Origin of the sequence: Helicobacter pylori NCTC 11637 = CCUG 17874 = ATCC 43504 = JCM 12093 (assembly GCF_900478295.1) — a bacterium.
In the GTDB taxonomy this organism is placed as follows: domain Bacteria; phylum Campylobacterota; class Campylobacteria; order Campylobacterales; family Helicobacteraceae; genus Helicobacter; species Helicobacter pylori.
Genome location: NZ_LS483488.1, coordinates 1 through 19,284, shown reverse-complemented (window position 1 = coordinate 19,284; position 19,284 = coordinate 1). Strand labels below are relative to the sequence as shown.

The window sequence follows — 19,284 nt, the reverse complement described above, 5'->3', positions numbered from 1 at the left end:
TTTTAAACATGCCATATCCCCCACAAAACGCTAGAGAATGATAGAAAACGACAGAACATCAATTTAAAGGAACTTAAGAATGGAAAAAATCAGCGATCTTATAGAATGCATTGCGTATGAAAAAAATTTGCCTAAAGAGATGATTTCAAAAGTGATTCAAGGCTGTTTGTTAAAAATGGCGCAAAATGAGTTAGATCCCCTAGCACGCTACTTGGTAATTGAAGAAAACAAGCAGCTCCAGCTTATCCAGTTGGTAGAAGTTTTAGAAGATAATGATGAAAGATTGATTAACGACCCTTCTAAATACATCAGTTTGTCTAAAGCCAAAGAAATGGATCCAAGCGTTAAGATTAAAGACGAATTGTCTTACAGCTTGAGTTTGGAGAGCATGAAGCAAGGAGCGATCAACCGCCTTTTTAAAGATTTGCAATACCAGTTAGAAAAAGCGTTAGAAGACAGCCACTTTGAAGCGTTTCAAAAGCGCCTTAACAGCGTTTTAATGGGGCAAGTGATTTTAGTGGATCACAACCAAAACACCTTTATTGAGATTGAGCAGCAATTTCAGGGCGTTCTTTCCATGCGCCATCGCATCAAGGGCGAGAGTTTTAAAGTGGGCGATAGCATTAAAGCGGTTTTAACGCAAGTCAAACGCACGAAAAAAGGCTTATTATTAGAGCTGAGCCGCACCACCCCTAAAATGCTTGAAGCTTTGTTGGAATTAGAAGTCCCTGAAATTAAAGACAAAGAAATTGAAATCATCCATTGCGCGCGAATCCCAGGCAACAGAGCGAAAGTGAGCTTTTTTTCCCATAACGCTAGGATTGATCCCATAGGCGCGGCTGTGGGGGTTAAGGGCGTGCGCATTAATGCGATCAGTAACGAATTGAATAAAGAAAACATTGATTGCATAGAGTATTCTAATGTGCCTGAAATTTATATCACTCTCGCGCTCGCTCCAGCCAAAATTTTAAGCGTTGAAATCAAAAAAATCCCTATAGAAGAATTGAATGCTGAAGAAAAAGAATCCATTCAAGAGCGTTTTATCGTCAATAACCATTTGCAAAAGGCTAAAGTGCGTTTATTAGACATTGAAAAATCTAAAGCTATCGGTAAAGGCGGGGTGAATGTGTGCTTAGCGTCCATGCTTACAGGCTATCACATAGAGTTTGAAACCATTCCTAGCGTGAAAGAAAACGCAGAAAATGAAAGCGAAAAAGAAACGCAAAAAGTAGGGGTAGAAGCTTTAGAGTCTTTGTTTAAGAATTAAAATGATTTCTGTGAAACTTATTGAGTCCTTAATCAAAAGGACTTTAAGCTAAAAGGCTTGCGGTGTTAAATAAGCACGTGATTGGATTTCTTAAGGCTAAATTTGAAAGAAATAATTTAGGTTTTTCAATGAGTGAGTATTGAAATTTTCAAAATTGCAAAAAAAACACTCAATTAAGAAAGATTTGCATCAAATTTTATTGGAATGACGCAAAAAATGGGTTGGGTTGAATTTAAAGATATTTAGAAACTAATCTCTGTATTATATGCAATTCTCCCACAAAACCAATCACAAATAGAATTGTAACCATCAGATTAAACCAAAACATGGGTTTTTTGAAAAAATTTTCTTGTTTATCTTTTTCCTCTTTTGATAAGGATATTTTTGATAAAAAAGAAAAAAGCAGATACAAAATATTCCCAAAAAATAAAGCTATAAAAGCCATAACAAAAACCAAACGATAGGCGTTCGCTTTGTCAATACTTGATAAAACAGAAGTGGAAAATGCCAATCCCCCAACAAATGTTAAAACAATAGAGGCAAAAATACCTAAAATGGTTATGTATTGCGTTTGTTGCTTATTCAATTCTTCGCTTAATTTTTTATAGTTTTTATTTAGATCGTCTTCTAACTTGATAGAAACATCTTTAACTCTACTCATTTTCTCATCAAAATCTTGCAGTCTGATACACTCTAAATTCATGTGATCATAAAGCTTTTCTAATTTTGGTTTAATGCTTTCAACTTCTTTATTACCTTGAATCTCTTTGAGTGTCTTTATATTTTGTGTGAGCGTCATAAAGGCTTGCTCTTTATCCCTTGTGGAATTTAAAATAATAGTTGTGATTTTTGAGTATTTATGCTTGTATTCTCCTTACATAGATTTCTTTGAGATCTTTGATGATTTGATCTTTTTGACCAGACAAATCCCCCTCTTCGCACAGCAATACAATAATTTCTTCTAGCTTTTTATCTTTATATTCTTCTTTAGTTTCCATTTGCTTGTTTGGCTTCTTGTTTGATCAAATCTTTGCTAATGATTTCTTTTCTATCTTCTTTGAAGCTTTTATGCCAAGCGCCATCTTCTTTATGACTCTCTTTCACTAAATCCCAATAGGATTTTTTGTTGCATTTTTCTATGGAGCGATTGATGGTTTCAAGTTCATCTTCTCTAAGATTTTGTGAGAGCGTTTCTTCTTTGGGTTTGTCAATGGAATTGGCACCATAATTGCGGTATTCATAATACACTTCTCTTGCAACAGGCCCATATTTCCAAGCTTCAAAATCATCAGAAACTAGGTGTTTGTCAAACTTTTTAATATAGTCAAGCTCTGTGAAATACAAAGTTTTTTGCAATTCTAAGTTGCTCAATTCTTTGTTTGAATGCTTAAGAATATATTTTGCTAGCTCCAAAGCATTGACCATTAATACCTCCTAGTCAGTTTTTGCTAATTTTAACTAAATATTGTTAACTTTCTAACCATTCCTTTTTCAATGATTTTAATCTCTTTATTTATAAAGATATTTTTCAAGAAAAAAGTAAGGCCAATAACTTAAGCTCTAAAAACAGGCTTTAAGTTAAAAATTTGCGGTATTGAACAAATGTTTAATAGAATTTCAAAAATTTGGAAGAAAAGTTTTTCAATACGATTTTAAATGAGTGGTTTGCAACTTTTATAAAAATCGTTTTTGTGAGATTAGGATAAAATAACGCTCACCCCCTAATTTTTATTCCACTAGAGATTAGGGGGTAAATTACCTTCAAAGGATTACTATGTCCAAAAAACATGGTAAAAAGCCTTTGGTCGTATTATACTTAAAAATACCTTTTTTTAAGTATAGGGTTAAAATCGTTGTTAAAAAAACCCATTAAAACCAAAGGTTTCCCCTATTTAAGGGGTTTCCTTTAAGGTAAAGCGTTTTTTATTTCTTGTGAAGTTTTTCGATGCGATTTTAAATGAGTGGTTTGCAACTTTTATAAAAATCGTTTTTGTAAGATTAGGATAAAATAACGCTTCACCCCCTAGTTTTTTTGCTAGAGATTAGGGGGTAAAGTTTGTCTAGGAGACTTCTATGAGAAAAAATCATAGTAAATACTCTTGGGAAACATTATACCTAAAAATCAGTTTTTTAGGGTTTTGTTTGGAATTAAAAATCAAACGATAGTTTTTCAAGAGTCCCCCTTTTTTAAAGGGGGGTGTTTCTTAGACAAAGAATAAGCACTTTTTATTCACTGCCCCTCTTCAATGATCTTAATTTCTTCATCGGTGAGGTTGTAGAGCCGATAGACTAAAGCGTCAATTTCTTTTTCTAACTTTTGGGTGTTGGCTTTAGGGTCTTTTGCTTTTAGCGCTAGGATTTGCTTCGCGCCATCGGTGATTTTACGGGCTAATTCTTGGTTTTTTTCGGTGATTTGGGGAATGGGTAGCCGTTCTATAAAAGCCTTTTTATAGCGATAACCACTCTCACCTAGTCCTCCACCAGCATAGAAAGTTTTGAAAGCAAAAGTGATCAATTTAGAATGTAACATTCCTAAAAGATAGCGCAAATGTTCTCCTGTGAGAATGAAGCTCGTGGCTTCTGCATAAAAATACCCTAATTCGCATTCTCCATTATCTAAATAAAATCGCGGCTCTTGCACGATCTCGCCATACACAATTTTCTCTTTTTCAAAATCTTGATAATAGCTTGCCGCCCATCTTTGCAAGCAATACCATTCATATCTCTTTCCGGTTTCATCTTTATTGCGTTTTAAAAGTTCATCTTTATGTGAAAGCAAATGAGCATAGATAATAGGATAATGAATAGAAAAATCTTTTTCATTTTGTTCCATGTCTTTTGGACTACCGGTGTTTGGAAAATGCCAAGGTATAAAAATAACCCACAAATGCGCCCACTCATAAGAATACCTTTTAATGTCTTTCCCTCTTAAAATAGGCTTAATAAGCCTCTCTGTGCACTCCCTTTCTTCTTGCGTCTTGCAAGCGTTCAAGATTTCATCTCTTTTTTCAGTGGTAATGATAAAGGCTTCGTTCGCGCCGGTTTTTATCCCGTAATTGATTTGAATATCCCAATCTTTAAGCGGGGTGCCAACACTCTCTATTTTATCCCTCAAATCCAAAAGCGTGGCGTTGGCAAAAATAAAGCTTTCTGTTGAAAGCGCGTTTTGTTTCATCAAAAGGGAAGGGGTGCTTTTCAAATCGTCTTTATCGTTTGGGGTGGGTTCGTAATATTTAAAGCTGTTCTCTTTAGGGGGCGTTTGTTTGATGAAATTCATGATGCTGGTATCCACTGCAGCGCTCTCAAAGACTTTTAAGGCGTTTAATTCCATGTAGCTGACGATGGTGGTTTTTTTGAGTAGCCATTCCCTTAATTTAGCGCCGTATTTGGCTCGCGCGTATTTGTTAGAAGTGATGAAAGCGCTAAAGCCTTTTTCTTTTAAAAGGTGGTAAGATAGGGCAAAAAAGTAGGTGTAAATGTCAGCGGTGCTGTTATAGAAATCTTGGTATTGCTTTTCTAATAAAGGCTTTAAGTCTTTGATTTGTTCTTGACGGATATAAGGCGGATTCCCAATGATGCAATCAAAGCCTAAAAAATCCCCCTCATCGTCTAAAACTTCAGGGAATTCAAAGCGCCATTCAAACGCATTTTGATACTCTCTACCACTCAAGGCATCATCAAGCTTTTTTCTTAAAGCTCTAATACGCCCATAAGACGCAAAAGCCTCTTCCTCTTCTTTGGGGCTTAGTTTGAGCGTGCCAAAAAGGCTTGGGATAAAATAATTTAACCCATCTAGCAAACTCTTATCGTCTAGGGTAAAGAAATTGTATTTTTTGATGTGTTTTTCAATAGCCTTTTCAAGCTCTGCTTTGGTTTTAGGGTCTTTGAGCGTGAGGGAAAAAGTGGTTTTTAGGTCTTGGATTTTGTTGGTGAGATCTGTTTTATTTAAAGGAAAGAGAGGGTTTGGGTCTTTGTATTGGGCGACTAGATCTTTGTATTCTTGGATTTTTTGCTTGATGTTGGGGATCTTTTTGAGATCGTCATTCAAACTAAAGCGTGAGATCAAGCTGTTAGCGCACTTAATGTTAATATCAATGTTGGGGAGGGTTTCAAGCGCGTTAGTGTTCTTGCCCTCTTCAAAAATATAATAGCTGTATTTTAAAAGCTCTATCCATAGCCTGAGCTTGGTGATTTCGCAAGAATTGGGGTTAATATCCACGCCAAAAAGGCAGTTTTCAATAATGGATTTTTTAAGCTCAAAAAGTTCTTTTTGGATGTGGTGGTGGGGGTCGTTTTCGCTATGCGGTTTTTTGTAGTTAAAGATTTCACCCGTTTGTGCGTGGTGAATGATGATTTCATCGTTTTCTAATTTAAGATCGTAGCGATGCAAGGAAGTAATAAGCCCTAGCTCATAAACAATCCACACCATTTCATTGAGCGCTGAAACCAAGAAATGCCCGCTCCCCACCGCCGGGTCGCAAACGCGTAAAGTGAGAAGGAGTTGCAAGTATTCTTTAGCTTTTTCATTTGAAAAATTTCTGTCTATTTCTCCTTTCAACGCTTTTAGATTTTCGCAGTCCCACTGATAAATAGCGTTGAATTTATCCCGCACGATGGGCGTGATACTCTCTTTGCACATGTAGCTTGTGATGAAGCTTGGGGTATAAAAGCTCCCCTCTTTATAGCCGTTGAGTTTTTCAAAAACAAGCCCTAAAACGCTAGGGTTAATCAAACAGCTTTCGCTGGTATCGGTATTATCTTTAATGTCTTTAGGGGTGGTGGTGAATTTATAAAGACGCAAAAATTTAAAAAGGTATTTTAGCAAGGGTAAAGCTTTTTCTTTTTGATAATCTTTATGTTTTTTAAAAACGGATTTAGAGTAAATCTCTAAAGATTTGTTATCAAGCCATTTGATTTCATACCCCTTTAATTCTAAAGGCGTTTTATCAAACAAACTGGAATTCAAATAAGGGATTTTTTGTAAAATCTTGCTTTCTTTAATCTCTGGTAAACGCTCGCTGTTTTTCTTGGCTAGGACTTCAAAAAAGAGGTCGTTTAGGGCGTTGAAATCTTCAAAGTTTTCTGTGGTTAAGAAATGTTTTTCTTTTTCAAAATGCTCGAACGAGATTAAAAGGCTTTCTAAAAGCCGTAAAAACAAGATGCGGTTATTCCAAGCGATGAGTAACGCCATGACTTCTTCATCATCTAAATTTTTGTATTGCTTTTTTAAAGCATCGCTTAGGGAATTTTTGGTGCGGCTGGGCTTGATTAAAATTTTCCCTTTATCATTTTGCTCTTCTAACCCTAAAATGTAAAGCAATTCTTCATAAAAATCTTTGTTAAGCGTGTTAGCGTCAGAATATTTTGGAATTTTGAGCAAAAAATTAGGGCTTAGGGCTTGATAGATTAGGGCTAAATTTTCTTTTTTGAGAGAGATATGGTGGTATTTCAAAGAATGATCAAGTTCATTAAGGTGCTTTTGGCAAACATCATAAAACGCTTCTGTGCGTGTATGGTTACCCTTTCTATCGTGGCAATTTTTAAAGGCGTTTTCAATTTCTTTATCTTTATTAAAAATCTCAAATTCGTTCGCATCAATAATATAAAGCTCTTTAATAGTGGCTAAGATAAGATGCTTAAGGTTGTTATTACCATTTTTTCTTTCTATGAGATAATAGAAAAGGCTTTCATGCAAGGCTTTAACATTCAAATCACCCTTTTTAATAAATTCGTTGGGGTTTTTAAGGGCTTTAAATTCAATGATCACTTCCACTTTGCCATTATCATTAAGAATAGCACTGTCTATTCTTTTGGTGGGCTTAACCTTGTATTTAAAAACACCTTTCAATAAATCATTAAAAGCGTCGTTTTGGTGATTTTCATTTTCTTGTGGGTTGGTTTCTAAAAAGGCGTCAAAAGCTGTTTTAAAAGCTTCCAGTTGCTCTTTACTTGGGTAGTTTGTGTTGGGTAAATCTAATTTTTTATAATCCATGTTAATTCCTTACATCGCTTAAAAACACATGCTTTAAAAGTTTATCGTTGTTTATAAAAGCGTTTTTAAATGCTACGCTTTTATAAGTATAATGCTTTTCAATGCTTTAAAATTGGATAAAAACGATTGTAACAAAAGCACCATGAATTTTAAATAAAACGCTTTTCTTTAAAATTGTTCCATGTGAAACATTAAAGTAACTCTAATCTTTACGATTTAAAATTTCATTAATCAACGCGCTTAATTGATCATTACTCAATTTGGTTTTGTATTCAATATTCACGCCTTGCTTTTTTAAAGCTTCAAAAAATTTCTTAGCGGTTGAAATTTTCCGATCTTCTTCAGGGCGTAATTCGCTTTTTTTATCAACCCCCTTAGTTTCTACCACTAACAACACTTTTTTATCGTTGTTTTCAACCACATACCCAAAATCAGGGCTATAAGTTTGATTTAACCCTATCGGGATTTTAACCCTAGGGAGCTTGCCAAAAACAATGATTTTAGTGTCGTTAGATTCTTCAATCGTGTCTTTTTCAATCTCGCTCTCCACTTGCATGAAATTTTCATACAGGCATTTTTCTCGCGCGCTTGGATTTTTAATCTCATATTTATCCACCCCCAAACTCCCGTCTAAAAACTCTCTGATTTCTCCTTTTTCATCATAAAACGCATCGTTTTTTCTGTTTTTAATCGTCGTTTCGCGCATTTGATAGGAAATTTTATCTTTAATATTTTGATAAATGATTTCCAAAAACAGCTCTTCTAACCGCCTTAAGCCCTCCTGTTCGTTTTTTTTAATTTGCTCAAACTTGTTTTCATCAATTTTTTCCAACACTTTAGCCACGCTTTTAAAACTCAATTTCACCTTATTAGACAAGGCGCTGATAAATTCATGCAAGCTCCACACGCATGCGCTTTCTCGCTCAAAAATCTCTGTTTTGGCGTTATTTCCCATAGTTTCTACTTTTTTATGCGTCGTAACCGAAACGATTTTTGAACTGACTTTAAAAGAAGCATTGATCTTTTTGACAATCTCATCAATCAAGCTCTCGCTGTCAATGGCATAAGCGATCCGGGCTTGATGATTCAAACCCTCCCATAAAGTTTCAAATTTTTTAAAATTTTCTTTATTGATTTTGATTTTTTCACTCTTTCGCTCGTTTTTGTTCCTAACTCTAGGATTGCCAACTAAGCGATCTTTTAAAAAATCTTTTAATTTTTCAAAATTCAGGTATTTTTCATCTTTTAATTTTTCAAGTTCTGGCTCTTTTTTTAAAAATTCGTTTTGATTGAGGGTGAGTTTAAAGCTTTCATCATCTGTTTTTTCTCCAAAACCCAAACCATCTAATGTTTCAAATAAAACCCCGTAATACCCTTTTTTAACCATGCCGCTTTTTTCTAACTCTTCTGCGCTAAATACTTGTTTAATCAAGCTATGCTCGCTTATCTCTTGCTGGATCGCTCCCACAAAATCCCCCTCAACTTGCGGCACGATCACCACCAATTCATTGACAAAATCAAAATCAGCATGCTCTTTAGTGATGCGTTCGCCCTTATCATTCACAGCGAGCCTTAATCCCCTACCGATTTGTTGCAATTTAGTAATATTGGAATGGCTAGGGGCTAATTTGCAAATCGTCATCACATTAGGGTTATCCCACCCCTCTTGCAACGCCCATTGCGAAAAAATAAACCTGAGATCGGAATCAAAACTCAGCAATTTTTCTTTTTCTTTTAAAATGAGCGCGATCACTTGGGCTTCATCGCTCTCTTTCTTGCTTTTAGCAAAATACCCTCCATGCACTTTTAAAATAGCGTCTTTGGTGCGCTCTAAATACGCTCTATAATTTTCATCTAAAGGCTTTTTTAAAACTTCTTCAAGCTTTTGCTGGTAGAGTTTTTCAAATAAAAGGGATAATTTAGCCGGCTTTTCATTCTCGCTTAAATAGCTATTCACCCCGCTAATAAACACCATGCACAAGGCTTTAATCCCCTTTTTAAAAAGCCCTTCTTCTCTTTCAAAATGGCTTTTTATCGCTTCTTTCAGCATCACTTCTTGCTCGCCCTCTAAAAGATGAGAAAAAGGCTCTTTTTGATCCAGTAACAAATTAAAGCCATTGAGAAAACGAATCTCAGTTTTAGTGATTTTTTCTACAATGTAATCTTCTAAAGCGCTGATTTGAGTTACCACGCCTAAATTATCATGCTCTTTGACTTTGACGCTTTTAGTTTTATTTTCTAAATCCGTGTAGTTGATTACCGCTTCATATCCATTTCTTTTTTCAACCCCTTTAAGCTCTAAAAAACACTCGTTACTCTCCCCCACAGACGCCACGCTGATGCTTTTCACTAGGGCGCAATCAAACGCTTTTTTGCTGTCTAGCGCGTAAATCAGATTATTATAATCATCTTTAAAAGTCGCCCCAAACCTGAGCGTGATTAAAGCGTTTAATTGTTCCAAATATTTTTTTGTTTTATCGCCTAAAAATCGGTGCGGTTCGTCCATGATGACGATGGGGCGCATACTCGCTAAAGCTTGCATGTAACTTTTTGCACCATTGAATAGATTCGTGTTTTCTAGGCATGATTTATTGATAGTGTTTTTCTCTTTATTAAAGGCGGAAAAAGTCATCACCAACACGCAGCATTTGTGATTACTCGCTAAAATGAATCTTTCTATATCTTCATAGCTTTCTAAATGCGTAGAATACTCGCTTTTAAAAAATTCTCTGGTGATTTCAACACTCTTTAAAACCCCTAATTTAATGGCGTTGCTTGGCACTAAAACGATAAATTTTGACAAATGGTAGTTTTTGTGCAAGGCATAAACGCACTCCAAAAAGCAAAAGGTCTTCCCGGTGCCTGTTTCCATTAAAATATCGCAGTTTAACGACTTGTCAATCCCCACGCTCCCCTGGGTTATTTTTTGTTTCGATCGCAAATTCTCAATATTTTCTAATAAAAGATCTTTGATCGCCCCTATTTCAAAAATAGGGTTAGAAATCCTTTGAGCGTCATTTTCTAGCTCTCTAAAATCAATCCCCTTAAACACCCCTAAAATTTGGTCCCGGCATTGCTCCTGATAGTCTAATCGTTTGAATTTGATTTTCACCTCTACCCCCTAATCTTTAAATCGCCGCTCTCTAATTTCAAATCCAACAAATTACTGCCCAATTCCAAACACAGCCTGTCGTTACTGATAGCTGGCATATACATGCTGATTTTTTCCACCCCTTTATCTTTCAAGTTTTCTAAAACCTCACTCATTTCTATATCCCCCACAATGAAAGCCGTATTTAAAGCCAGATACAAGGCGTTTTCAATCAAGCAAATTATAGGGGTAGTAAGTTCCAAACCCTCGCAGCCTAAAAGCTTGATTAAAATCGTTTGAGTTTCCCATTTTTTTGGGTTGGAATAAGCGAATAAATCCTTTTGATGGGCTTGACTGAGATTTTTATCATTCGCATGCGTTTCATCATCAATGATTTCAAACGCTCTAAACCCCACATCTAAATGCGCGCAAGCTTCTTTGATTTTAGCCCCCGCTCTTTTAATCCTTTCTTCGGTGATGTCAAAAATGCTCGGCGAGGGTGATTTTAGGGTGTTTAAACAAAAATCATGCGCGCTTTTGTTTTTCTTGGGATCAATTTTTTCATCTAACTGGACGAGAATGAAGCGCCTTTCTTTAAATGCGGCGTTCAAGCCATTAAATAACCCCCCCCCCCCTCACTTAATTTTTGATAATCGCTCTTATTACTCTCTAACACGGCGTGCGCGGTTGTCCCGCTTCCGGCGAAAAAGTCTAAGATGATGTCGCCTTTTTCGGTAGTTTGATCTATGAGAAAACTTATCAATTCAACAGGTTTAGAATAATCAAAAATATTCTTAACATTAAAAATTGATTGCAATTTTTTATTTGACATATCATTAGAGTATTTATTATCTAAAAATTCTATACTTGAAATATTTTTAGTGCGGTTAAAATATTCTATTTTATAAGGCTTGCTATCAGATATTTTAGCCTTTGTGTAAGTTTTTGTATAAATTCTATTATTTTTAACTTCTATAAAACCATTAGCTAATCCAAAATCAAATTTCGCTTTGCTCCAACGCCAAACCCAATCAATCGTTCCAAAATTACCTTTTTGTCTTTCAGTATAAGTTTCCAATCCGCCAGCATAAAACTTTTCATTACCAATTACAATTTCATAATCCATTTTTTTATTATATTGAAGTGAATTGTAATCTAAATTTTGATTCAATTTATACCCACCTCTTTCATTGTAAAATTCATCTTTAAAAGAGTAATCGTTTTCATCAATATCAATCTGTTTAAAATTGATACTATTCTTTTGATAACACAAAACATAATCATGATTTTTAGCGATTTGATTAGTAGATTTTCCTGCTCTTTTAACTAATCTTGGCATTTCAGCCACAAAATTCCCCTCCCCAAAAATCTCATCGCATAAAAGTTTGAGTTGGGCGCACTCGTTATCGTCAATGCTGATGAAAATCACGCCGTCTTGTTTGAGCAAATCTTTAGCGAGCAACAATCTAGGATACATGAAACTAAGCCACCCGCTATGGCATTTTGACCCAAAAAGATTCTTGATATAATCCAGCTTTTCTTTAGAATAATCCAATGTTTTTAAAGTCTCTTCATTGGATTGCGAGAAATCATCACTATAGATAAAATTATCGTTTTTCGTGTTGTAAGGCGGATCAATGTAAATCATTTTGATTTTTTCACTATAGCTTTGTCTTAAGATTTTGAGAGCGTCTAAATTATCGCCCTTGATGAGAATGTGCTTGCTAGTGGATTCGTTTAAGGGCTTTAAGATCTTATTGTTTTTCTTAAAAGCTTGATTTAAGGCGATTTTCTTACCCACAAAATCCAACCCATAGCCCTCTTCTTTTATTTCGCTAAAATCCCCTAGTAACGCCTTTAATTTTTTTGTGTCTAGCGTGAGTTGGTTGTCATTTTCTATACTCAAGCAACCGGGGAAATAACGATTGAATACCTCTACATTTTTTTCATTAACGCTTTTTTCTTCATCAATTTCTTTATTTTGCATTGCTATCCTTTATTTTAAATGATTTAAATTACCCAATTCCGCCTTAATTTTCAAATGTTCCATGTGAAACGCTGGCAGCCTTTAAAAAATCCCGTTTCACTTCAGCGATAATGCTTTCATCTTTGGCTAAGTCAATGTATTCAAAACTATTCCCGCTCTGCTCTCCGCCCTGAAGTAAATCCCCGCTTTTTCTGTATTCTAAATCCAATTCAGCGATTTTAAAGCCGTCTAATTCATCAGCAAACTTTTCTAATCGTTCGTTTTCTTCTTGAATCGTGCATAAAAAACAATAGCCTTTCAAGCCGTTACGAGACACGCGCCCCCTTAACTGGTGTAAAGTCGCTAAGCCTAACCTTTCGGGCGCTAAAATCACCATCACGCTCAATCGTGGTAAAGAAATGCCCACCTCAATGAGCGTAGTCGCTAAAAGAATGCTCCCGGACTCTCTAAATTCTTCAATCACTTCTTCTTTATTTTTATCTTGCCCTGAAGTGGTATAAACCTTTTTAAAGCGTTTTTGCCAGAAACTCGCCCCCTCACTGAGCGATAAATACGGGATTTTTTCGCTTTCATTCACCAATGGATAAACGACAATGACTTGATGGTTTTTAGCGATTTCTTCGCTGATTTTTTTCATCACTATTTTAAAATCTCTTTTATGCAAGACTAAAGTTTCAATCTCTTTAGGATAAGGGATTTCTCTAATCATGGTCGTTTTCACAAACGCGCTTTTGGCTAGGGCGAGCGTGCGAGGAATGGGGGTAGCGGAAAATTGCAAAGAATGGGGTTTATTACCCTTACTGCTCGCCATTTTTTCTAATTGGTAGCGTTGCTTGGTGCCAAATCGGTGCTGTTCATCAGTGATCACTAGTGCGAATTCATTCAAATCGCGCTTATCAAACAACAACGCTTGCGTGCCGATAACCACATGCGTGATTTTTTCAAACAAATGATTGGATCGCTTCTTGTGGCTCCCGCCAAGCAATAATTCCACTTCAAAATAAGGGGGTAAAAATTTTAAGGCTTCGTTATAAAGCTGTTTAGCGAGAATGGAAGTGGGCGCCATTAAAAGGGTTTTATTAGGGTAGGCTAATACCATGCTCGCTAAAATCACCATCGTTTTCCCACACCCCACATCGCCTATAATCAAACGCTTGCACGCTATGGGGCTAGTGAGATCGCTTTGGATTTCTTTAATAGCGTTTTGTTGATCGCGCGTGAGCTTAAAAGGTAAAGAAGCGATAAACGCTTTCAAGCGTTCGCTGTTATTGGGGCATGCGATTTTAGCACTGAATTGCAATTTTTTGCGCTCTAAATTTTTCATATAAAAAAGCATTTCAATGTATTTTAATGCATTTAAATGTTGTGAAGGGAAATTTTTATTCGTTTCAAAATCCTTGACAAAATGCGGCGTGGGGAAAAAGATTTCTAACAATAAATGTGCGATATTTTCTTTAACGCCTTCCTTTTTTAAATTTTCTAATGAAATGAGTTTTTGTAAATTTTCTTGTATTTTTTTATGATTTTTAACTTTTTTAAAAATTAAAGAAATTTTTCCAAATTCAGTAAGGATTTTAGGCGTGTTAATGATATAAGCTTGATTAAAAGAGCTTTGCTCTAATTTACCATAAATGAACAAACTCTCGCCGGTTTTGAACTGGTTGTAATGGAACGCGCTGTAATTGAAAAAAACAAGCTCTAAATTTTTGTAAAATCGTTTGGAATAGGCAAAAATCTTTAAAACTTTGGCGTAGTTTCTTTTCTCTAAAATACCCACTTCTAAAACGCCGCTCAAGCCCGTTTCAAAACGCTCTAATAAATTTAAATCTTTATAACCTTTGGGCGTATAAACAAGCAAGGCTTCTAAAAGCGATTTCACGTTCAATGTTTTTAATAAGTTATCTGTTTCTTGCAATTTGTTCTTACCCTAGCCAATCCTTAATCATTTTTATGATAAGATAGTCAAATTATACATTGACTTAAGGAAATTTAATTGATGAAATCTAAAATCACTCATTTTATCGCTATCTCTTTTGTTTTAAGCCTGTTTAGCGCGTGCAAAGACGAGCCTAAAAAATCGTCCCAATCGCACCAAAACAACACTAAAACCACTCAAAACAATCCAATCAATCAAGCGAATAAGGATATAAAAAAAATTGAACATGAAGAAGAAGATGAAAAAGCCACCAAAGAAGTGAACGATTTGATTAATAACGAAAATAAAATTGATGAAATCAATAATGAAGAAAATGTTGATCCTTCGCAAAAAAGAACGAACAACGTTTTGCAACGAGCCACTAACCACCAAGACAATCTCAGCTCCCCACTCAACAGGAAGTATTAAAGTGTGAAATTTTTTTCAAAGGATTTATTTAAAAAAGTAACCCCCTTATTTTTAAGCGTTTGTTTTTTAAGCCCTACCCTTATGCAAGCTAAAAGCCGTTTTTATGTGGCTTCTCAATACCAGGTAGGGAAAATGATCATGAAAAAATACAACGATCTCAAACGCACGATTGAAGGGGCGAGCTTTTCTTTAGGCTGGGAGATTAACCCCACTAATTATTGGTTTTATTCGCGCTATTACTTTTTTATGGATTACGGGAATGTCATCCTCAATAAAAGAACGGGCGCTCAAGCGAACATGTTCACTTATGGCTTTGGGGGGGATTTGATCGTAGAATACAATAAAAACCCTTTGTATGTATTTTCTCTTTTTTATGGCATGCAAGTTGCTGAAAACACATGGACGATTTCCAAACACAGCGCGAATTTCATTATTGACGATTGGCGCAGCATTCAAGGGTTTTCGCTCAAAACTTCCAATTTTAGGATGTTGGGTTTAGTGGGGTTTAAATTCCAAACCGTGCTATTCCACCATGACGCTAGTATTGAAGTGGGGATCAAATGGCCTTTTGCTTTTGAATACGACTCAGCCTTTGTAAGGCTTTTTTCTGTCTTTATTTCGCACACTTTCTACCTTTAAACTAATTCCAACCCCACCGGGCAATGATCGCTCCCTAAAATATCTTTATAGATTAAAGCGTCTTTTAAGCGCGTTTTTAAAGGGTTAGAGCATAAAAAATAATCAATGCGCCAACCAATGTTTTTATCCCTTGCTTGTTGCATATAACTCCACCAGGTGTAAGCCTTTTCTTTGTTAGGGTAAAAATAACGGAAAGTGTCAATAAAACCGGCGTTCAAAAGCTCACTGAATTTCCCTCTCTCTTCATCGCTAAAGCCCGCGTTTTTTCGGTTGGTTTTAGGGTTTTCTAAATCAATTTCATTGTGGGCCACATTCAAATCCCCGCACACAATGACCGGTTTTTTCAATTCTAAAGCTTTTAAAAATTTTCTGAATTCCACTTCCCAACTCATGCGATAACTAAGCCTGGATAGGGCTTGTTGGGAATTAGGGGTATAAACATTCACTAAATAAAACGACTCAAATTCGCAAGTTATTACGCGCCCCTCTTTGTCATGCTCTTCAATATTAATCCCATAGTTCACGCTTAAAGGCTCTTTTTTAGTGAAAGTTACCACCCCAGAATAGCCTTTTTTAATCGCGCAATTCCAAAAATCAAAATACCCTTTAAATTCAAAGGTGTTTTGTTCTTGTTGCATTTTAGATTCTTGAATGCAAAAAACATCCGCATCAACGCTATTGAAAAAATCCATAAAGCCCTTAGTCATGCAAGCCCTTAACCCGTTCACATTCCATGAAATCAATTTCATTGTAATCCTTGTTCCCTTTTGAATAAATTATATCTTTTTAGTCATTCTTTTAAAAATTAAGCTTTATTTTACCTTTTTTATGTAATAATTGTCTTTTGCTTGGCTTGATAGCTCAGTCGGTAGAGCAGAAGACTGAAAATCTTCGTGTCGGTGGTTCGATTCCGCCTCAAGCCACCATCTTAAACTTCGTTGAATAAATAATTCCCCTTTTTGACACACACCACACGAGAGTTTTCAATGCTCAAAGGCGTGCTTTTAGCTCGTGGTTGCTCTTCTATTTCTAAGGCCATGCACACCCCTTCTTTAAAGTGCACATGGTTTTTAACCCATTCTTTGTATTCACTACTCTCTTTGACTATATCGTTTAAATAATGCCCCTCATACACTTCCACAAATTCCATGAATTTTTCATTCAAATTCAATTCGTTGCTCGTTATTTCGCTTTTTCGTGTGGAAGAATAAGCCAATTCGCTGGTTTCATAAAAAGTCGGCTCTACTTGATCGTCTTGTTTGGGGCGCTCATAAATGGCTTTCACTAATTGCGTGGTGATTTCATACTCACTCTCCCACGCTTGTTTTAAAGGCTCTTCTATCAGATAGCATTGCCTAGTCGTGCCGTCTTTTCTGGCTCTAGCCCTTTTGCATTTTTCTGTAGAACTTCTGGCTTGAAGAATCGTAAAATTGTTTTTAGCTTCAAAAGTTTGCGGCTCTTCTAAAGGCTCTGTTTTATGAACAGAGATTTTAGTATAGGGGGTAGTGATTTTACCGCTTTTATTTTCAGCGTGGCTGTAATCGCAAGGGGTAATGTCTGTCGCAGTCTGTTTGTCTTCATCAACGCGTTTTAAAATGCTTGGGCGATAAGCTTGTAAATTTTCATCGTCATAGACCCACTTCCCGCACGCAAATTCTTTAACATTAGGATCTCTAATGGCTTGTTTTTCCACATTATCCTTATTCTCATTATTTTCATTGTTTTCACTAATATCAGCGTTAGAGGTGTTGTTAGGGAGCGTTTTTTCAGTGGGTGGCGTTATAAAGAGGTTGTTTTCTTGATCTTCTGAAGAATGCTTTAAAGGGGGTTTAGTGTCGTTTGTTGGCGTTTGAGTTTCGTTGGTGGGGCTTATTTTGCTAGGAATTGCTAAAGGCTGTAAAAGGCTGTTTTTAGAGTTTTTAGAGCCTAGTTTGAGCTCTGGGTAGGAAAAGTTTTGAGGGGATTGTTGCGATGAATGGGGCTTGTTTTGTGGTTTTTGCATGGGTGCGTTTAAAGAAGGCATTTGGTGCGAGTGCGGTTCTTTCAATTCTTTTGAAGAAAAAACAATTTGGGTGTTTCTAGGGATAGTAGGGCGGTTAGGGTTTAAGGTCGTTTCTAAAGAAAATTTTTCATCAAGGGGTTGATAGACAATTGCAGTGGATATGTGAGTGATTGTGAGCGTGAGTTTTTTGTGTGGGGAGATATTATAAACGCCTAAAACTTGTCTTGGTTCTTTAGAATCAAGGACTTTAGCCTTAAAAGTGCCTTTATGCGGTGAAGTTTTGATCTCTTCTAAAAGCTCGATTACAAGGGCTTGAAGAGGGTTAGAGAAAGTCAGAAAGAAATACAGACAAAGGGATTTTTTCATGCTTATTCCTTTTTATTTTTGGTTTTTGGATTATATCTTAAAAAAAGGTTTAGTAAAAGTTATCAATAAGTTATAGATAGGTAACACTTTAATTAATAATAATTAGTAACAGTAGTAGGGGCGTGAATGAATGGAATGAAACAATAAAAAGCTTTAGAGGTGCGTGTTTTTAGGGGGGTTGTGGGATTTTAAAAAAAGTGAATGAAACGCTTTTTGATAAGCCTTTTTTCATTCACTTGAATTGAAAGCGGTTTTTTTGTCGTTCAATTCGTTCAGGCGGTTTTTGATTTCTTCTCTAAGGCTTAAAATAAAAGGGCTTTTTTCTTCTTCAAGCATTTTTTTAACGCTAGAATACATTTTAGAAATGCTTGAATGATCCTTTAAATCCAAAAATTGAGCGAGCGAGAGCGTGGGGTTAGGGGTATAAAGCCTGGCGAAATACACGACTAATTTTCTCGCTAGAGCGACATTTTTTTGGCGTGAAGAGACTTTGATCTCACTGGATTTGAGATTTAAGCTTTGCGCGACAGCGAGCAAGATATTTTCTAAGCTTGAGCCTTCGGCATGATCTTTTTGCAAATCTTCTAAAACGGTTTTAGCGAGGTTCAAATCAATGGGAGCGTTCATTAAGTTTGCGTTCACGCTGATTTTAATGATCGCGCCTTCCATTTGGCGGATATTGTCGCTGATGTGTTGGGCGATGTATTCCATCACCTCTTCAGGCAAAGTGATTTGATTGAGCTGGCATTTTTGTTTGACAATGGAAAGTTTGGTTTCTAAATCAGGGGGCATGACTTTGGCGGTTATCCCCCATTCAAAGCGCGATTTTAAGCGATCTTCTAAGCCGGCGATGTTTTTAGGCGATCGGTCTGAAATCAATACGATTTGTTTGCTGTTGGCGTGCAATTCGTTGAAAGTGTGGAAAAATTCTTCTTCTAGCTTGGGTTTTCCTTGCAAAAATTGAGCGTCATCTAACAAGAAAAAGTCGCAATGGCGGTATTTTGCTTTAAAAGAATCCATGGTTTTGTTGTCTAAATGCTTTAAAAAGTCTGTCAAAAAATCTTCTGAAGTGACTAACACGACTTTTTTATGTTTTTCTAGGGCATGGTTACCGATAGCGTTTAAAATGTGCGTTTTGCCTAACCCTGTGCCGCCATAAAAAAGCACCGGGTTATAAGGGGGGGTATCGCTTTGGGCGACTTTTTTAGCGATTTCATAAACGGTGTTGTTGCATGAGCCTACGACAAAATTTTCAAAAGTGTAAGAGTCTTTGACGCTCGTTTTTATGGCTTTGTAATTGATATTAGATTGGGCGCTAATTTGGATTTTAGGCGCTACTTCAATACGCACATCCACGCTATGGGCTAAGTGCATGCCGACTTTATTCTGGCTTAAAATTTCTTTAAGCAACGCGCCGTGTTTAGCCGTAATCCAATTGCATAAGAGCATGTTAGGGGCATAAAAAAAGGCAATGTCGCTCTTGCTCGCGTTAGGGTTGTATTTGAGTTGGCTCAAGTAATTTTCATACTCTATGGGGCTAACTTTTTGTTTGACTAGCGCCAAGATTTCTTTTTCAATATTGTTATTGGTATCCAT

12 protein-coding genes, 1 tRNA gene and 1 pseudogene are annotated in these 19,284 nt (G+C 36.2%); 4 read left to right on the top strand and 10 right to left on the bottom strand.

The window, feature by feature from the left end:
- Positions 1-79 precede the first annotated feature (79 nt).
- On the top strand, positions 80-1,267 hold the full coding sequence (nusA, locus tag DQL14_RS00075) for a transcription termination factor NusA (protein WP_108169410.1): 1,188 nt from the start codon (positions 80-82) through the stop codon (positions 1,265-1,267).
- A gap of 232 nt (positions 1,268-1,499) precedes the next feature.
- Here nusA and DQL14_RS00070 read toward each other — a convergent pair.
- The 7 genes and pseudogenes from DQL14_RS00070 to recG form a co-directional block, all read right to left on the bottom strand.
- Positions 1,500-2,265: pseudogene (locus DQL14_RS00070) on the bottom strand (hypothetical protein).
- On the bottom strand, positions 2,255-2,692 hold the full coding sequence (locus tag DQL14_RS00065; protein WP_108169409.1) for a Panacea domain-containing protein: 438 nt from the start codon (positions 2,690-2,692) through the stop codon (positions 2,255-2,257). The pseudogene DQL14_RS00070 and the gene DQL14_RS00065 overlap by 11 nt, the downstream one beginning before the upstream one ends.
- 805 nt (positions 2,693-3,497) lie before the next feature.
- A complete protein-coding gene (locus DQL14_RS00055) occupies positions 3,498-7,259 on the bottom strand; it encodes a class I SAM-dependent DNA methyltransferase (RefSeq protein WP_108169408.1) in 3,762 nt (1,253 codons plus the stop codon).
- A 202-nt stretch (positions 7,260-7,461) separates the two neighbouring features.
- Entirely contained in the window at positions 7,462-10,371 is a 2,910-nt protein-coding gene (locus DQL14_RS00050) for a type III restriction-modification system endonuclease (RefSeq protein WP_108169407.1), read from the bottom strand.
- A gap of 2 nt (positions 10,372-10,373) precedes the next feature.
- The gene (locus DQL14_RS00045) at positions 10,374-10,961 is read right to left on the bottom strand and encodes a site-specific DNA-methyltransferase (protein WP_111735916.1); all 588 of its coding nucleotides are present in this window, start codon (positions 10,959-10,961) and stop codon (positions 10,374-10,376) included.
- Positions 10,958-12,337: a site-specific DNA-methyltransferase gene (locus DQL14_RS00040; protein WP_111735915.1), complete on the bottom strand. Its 1,380-nt coding sequence runs from the start codon at positions 12,335-12,337 to the stop codon at positions 10,958-10,960. The genes DQL14_RS00045 and DQL14_RS00040 overlap by 4 nt, the downstream gene beginning before the upstream one ends.
- 43 nt (positions 12,338-12,380) lie before the next feature.
- The gene (gene recG / locus DQL14_RS00035; RefSeq protein WP_108169404.1) at positions 12,381-14,252 is read right to left on the bottom strand and encodes an ATP-dependent DNA helicase RecG; all 1,872 of its coding nucleotides are present in this window, start codon (positions 14,250-14,252) and stop codon (positions 12,381-12,383) included.
- A gap of 81 nt (positions 14,253-14,333) precedes the next feature.
- On the opposite strand from recG, the gene DQL14_RS00030 reads away from it, so the two are divergent.
- Entirely contained in the window at positions 14,334-14,681 is a 348-nt protein-coding gene (locus DQL14_RS00030; protein WP_108169403.1) for a hypothetical protein, read from the top strand.
- 3 nt (positions 14,682-14,684) lie between these two features.
- Entirely contained in the window at positions 14,685-15,320 is a 636-nt protein-coding gene (locus DQL14_RS00025) for an outer membrane protein (protein WP_108169402.1), read from the top strand.
- Here DQL14_RS00025 and DQL14_RS00020 read toward each other — a convergent pair.
- Positions 15,317-16,069: an exodeoxyribonuclease III gene (locus tag DQL14_RS00020; protein ID WP_108169401.1), complete on the bottom strand. Its 753-nt coding sequence runs from the start codon at positions 16,067-16,069 to the stop codon at positions 15,317-15,319. The two genes, DQL14_RS00025 and DQL14_RS00020, sit on opposite strands and share 4 nt — an antisense overlap.
- A 101-nt stretch (positions 16,070-16,170) precedes the next feature.
- Here DQL14_RS00020 and DQL14_RS00015 point away from each other — a divergent pair.
- Positions 16,171-16,246, top strand: a tRNA-Phe gene (locus tag DQL14_RS00015).
- A gap of 2 nt (positions 16,247-16,248) precedes the next feature.
- Here the strand turns inward: DQL14_RS00015 and DQL14_RS00010 are convergent.
- Positions 16,249-17,688: a competence protein gene (locus tag DQL14_RS00010; protein WP_108169400.1), complete on the bottom strand. Its 1,440-nt coding sequence runs from the start codon at positions 17,686-17,688 to the stop codon at positions 16,249-16,251.
- A 228-nt stretch (positions 17,689-17,916) separates the two neighbouring features.
- Entirely contained in the window at positions 17,917-19,284 is a 1,368-nt protein-coding gene (gene dnaA, locus DQL14_RS00005; RefSeq protein WP_108169399.1) for a chromosomal replication initiator protein DnaA, read from the bottom strand.

Bases quoted from the DNA above. Each gene is read 5' to 3' on its own strand.
- nusA (WP_108169410.1), top strand. From the start codon at position 80: ATGGAAAAAATCAGCGATCTTATAGAATGCATTGCGTATGAAAAAAAT.
- DQL14_RS00065 (WP_108169409.1), bottom strand. From the start codon at position 2,692: ATGGTCAATGCTTTGGAGCTAGCAAAATATATTCTTAAGCATTCAAAC.
- DQL14_RS00055 (WP_108169408.1), bottom strand. From the start codon at position 7,259: ATGGATTATAAAAAATTAGATTTACCCAACACAAACTACCCAAGTAAA.
- DQL14_RS00040 (WP_111735915.1), bottom strand. From the start codon at position 12,337: ATGCAAAATAAAGAAATTGATGAAGAAAAAAGCGTTAATGAAAAAAAT.
- DQL14_RS00030 (WP_108169403.1), top strand. From the start codon at position 14,334: ATGAAATCTAAAATCACTCATTTTATCGCTATCTCTTTTGTTTTAAGC.
- DQL14_RS00020 (WP_108169401.1), bottom strand. From the start codon at position 16,069: ATGAAATTGATTTCATGGAATGTGAACGGGTTAAGGGCTTGCATGACT.
- DQL14_RS00010 (WP_108169400.1), bottom strand. From the start codon at position 17,688: ATGAAAAAATCCCTTTGTCTGTATTTCTTTCTGACTTTCTCTAACCCT.
- dnaA (WP_108169399.1), bottom strand. From the start codon at position 19,284: ATGGATACCAATAACAATATTGAAAAAGAAATCTTGGCGCTAGTCAAA.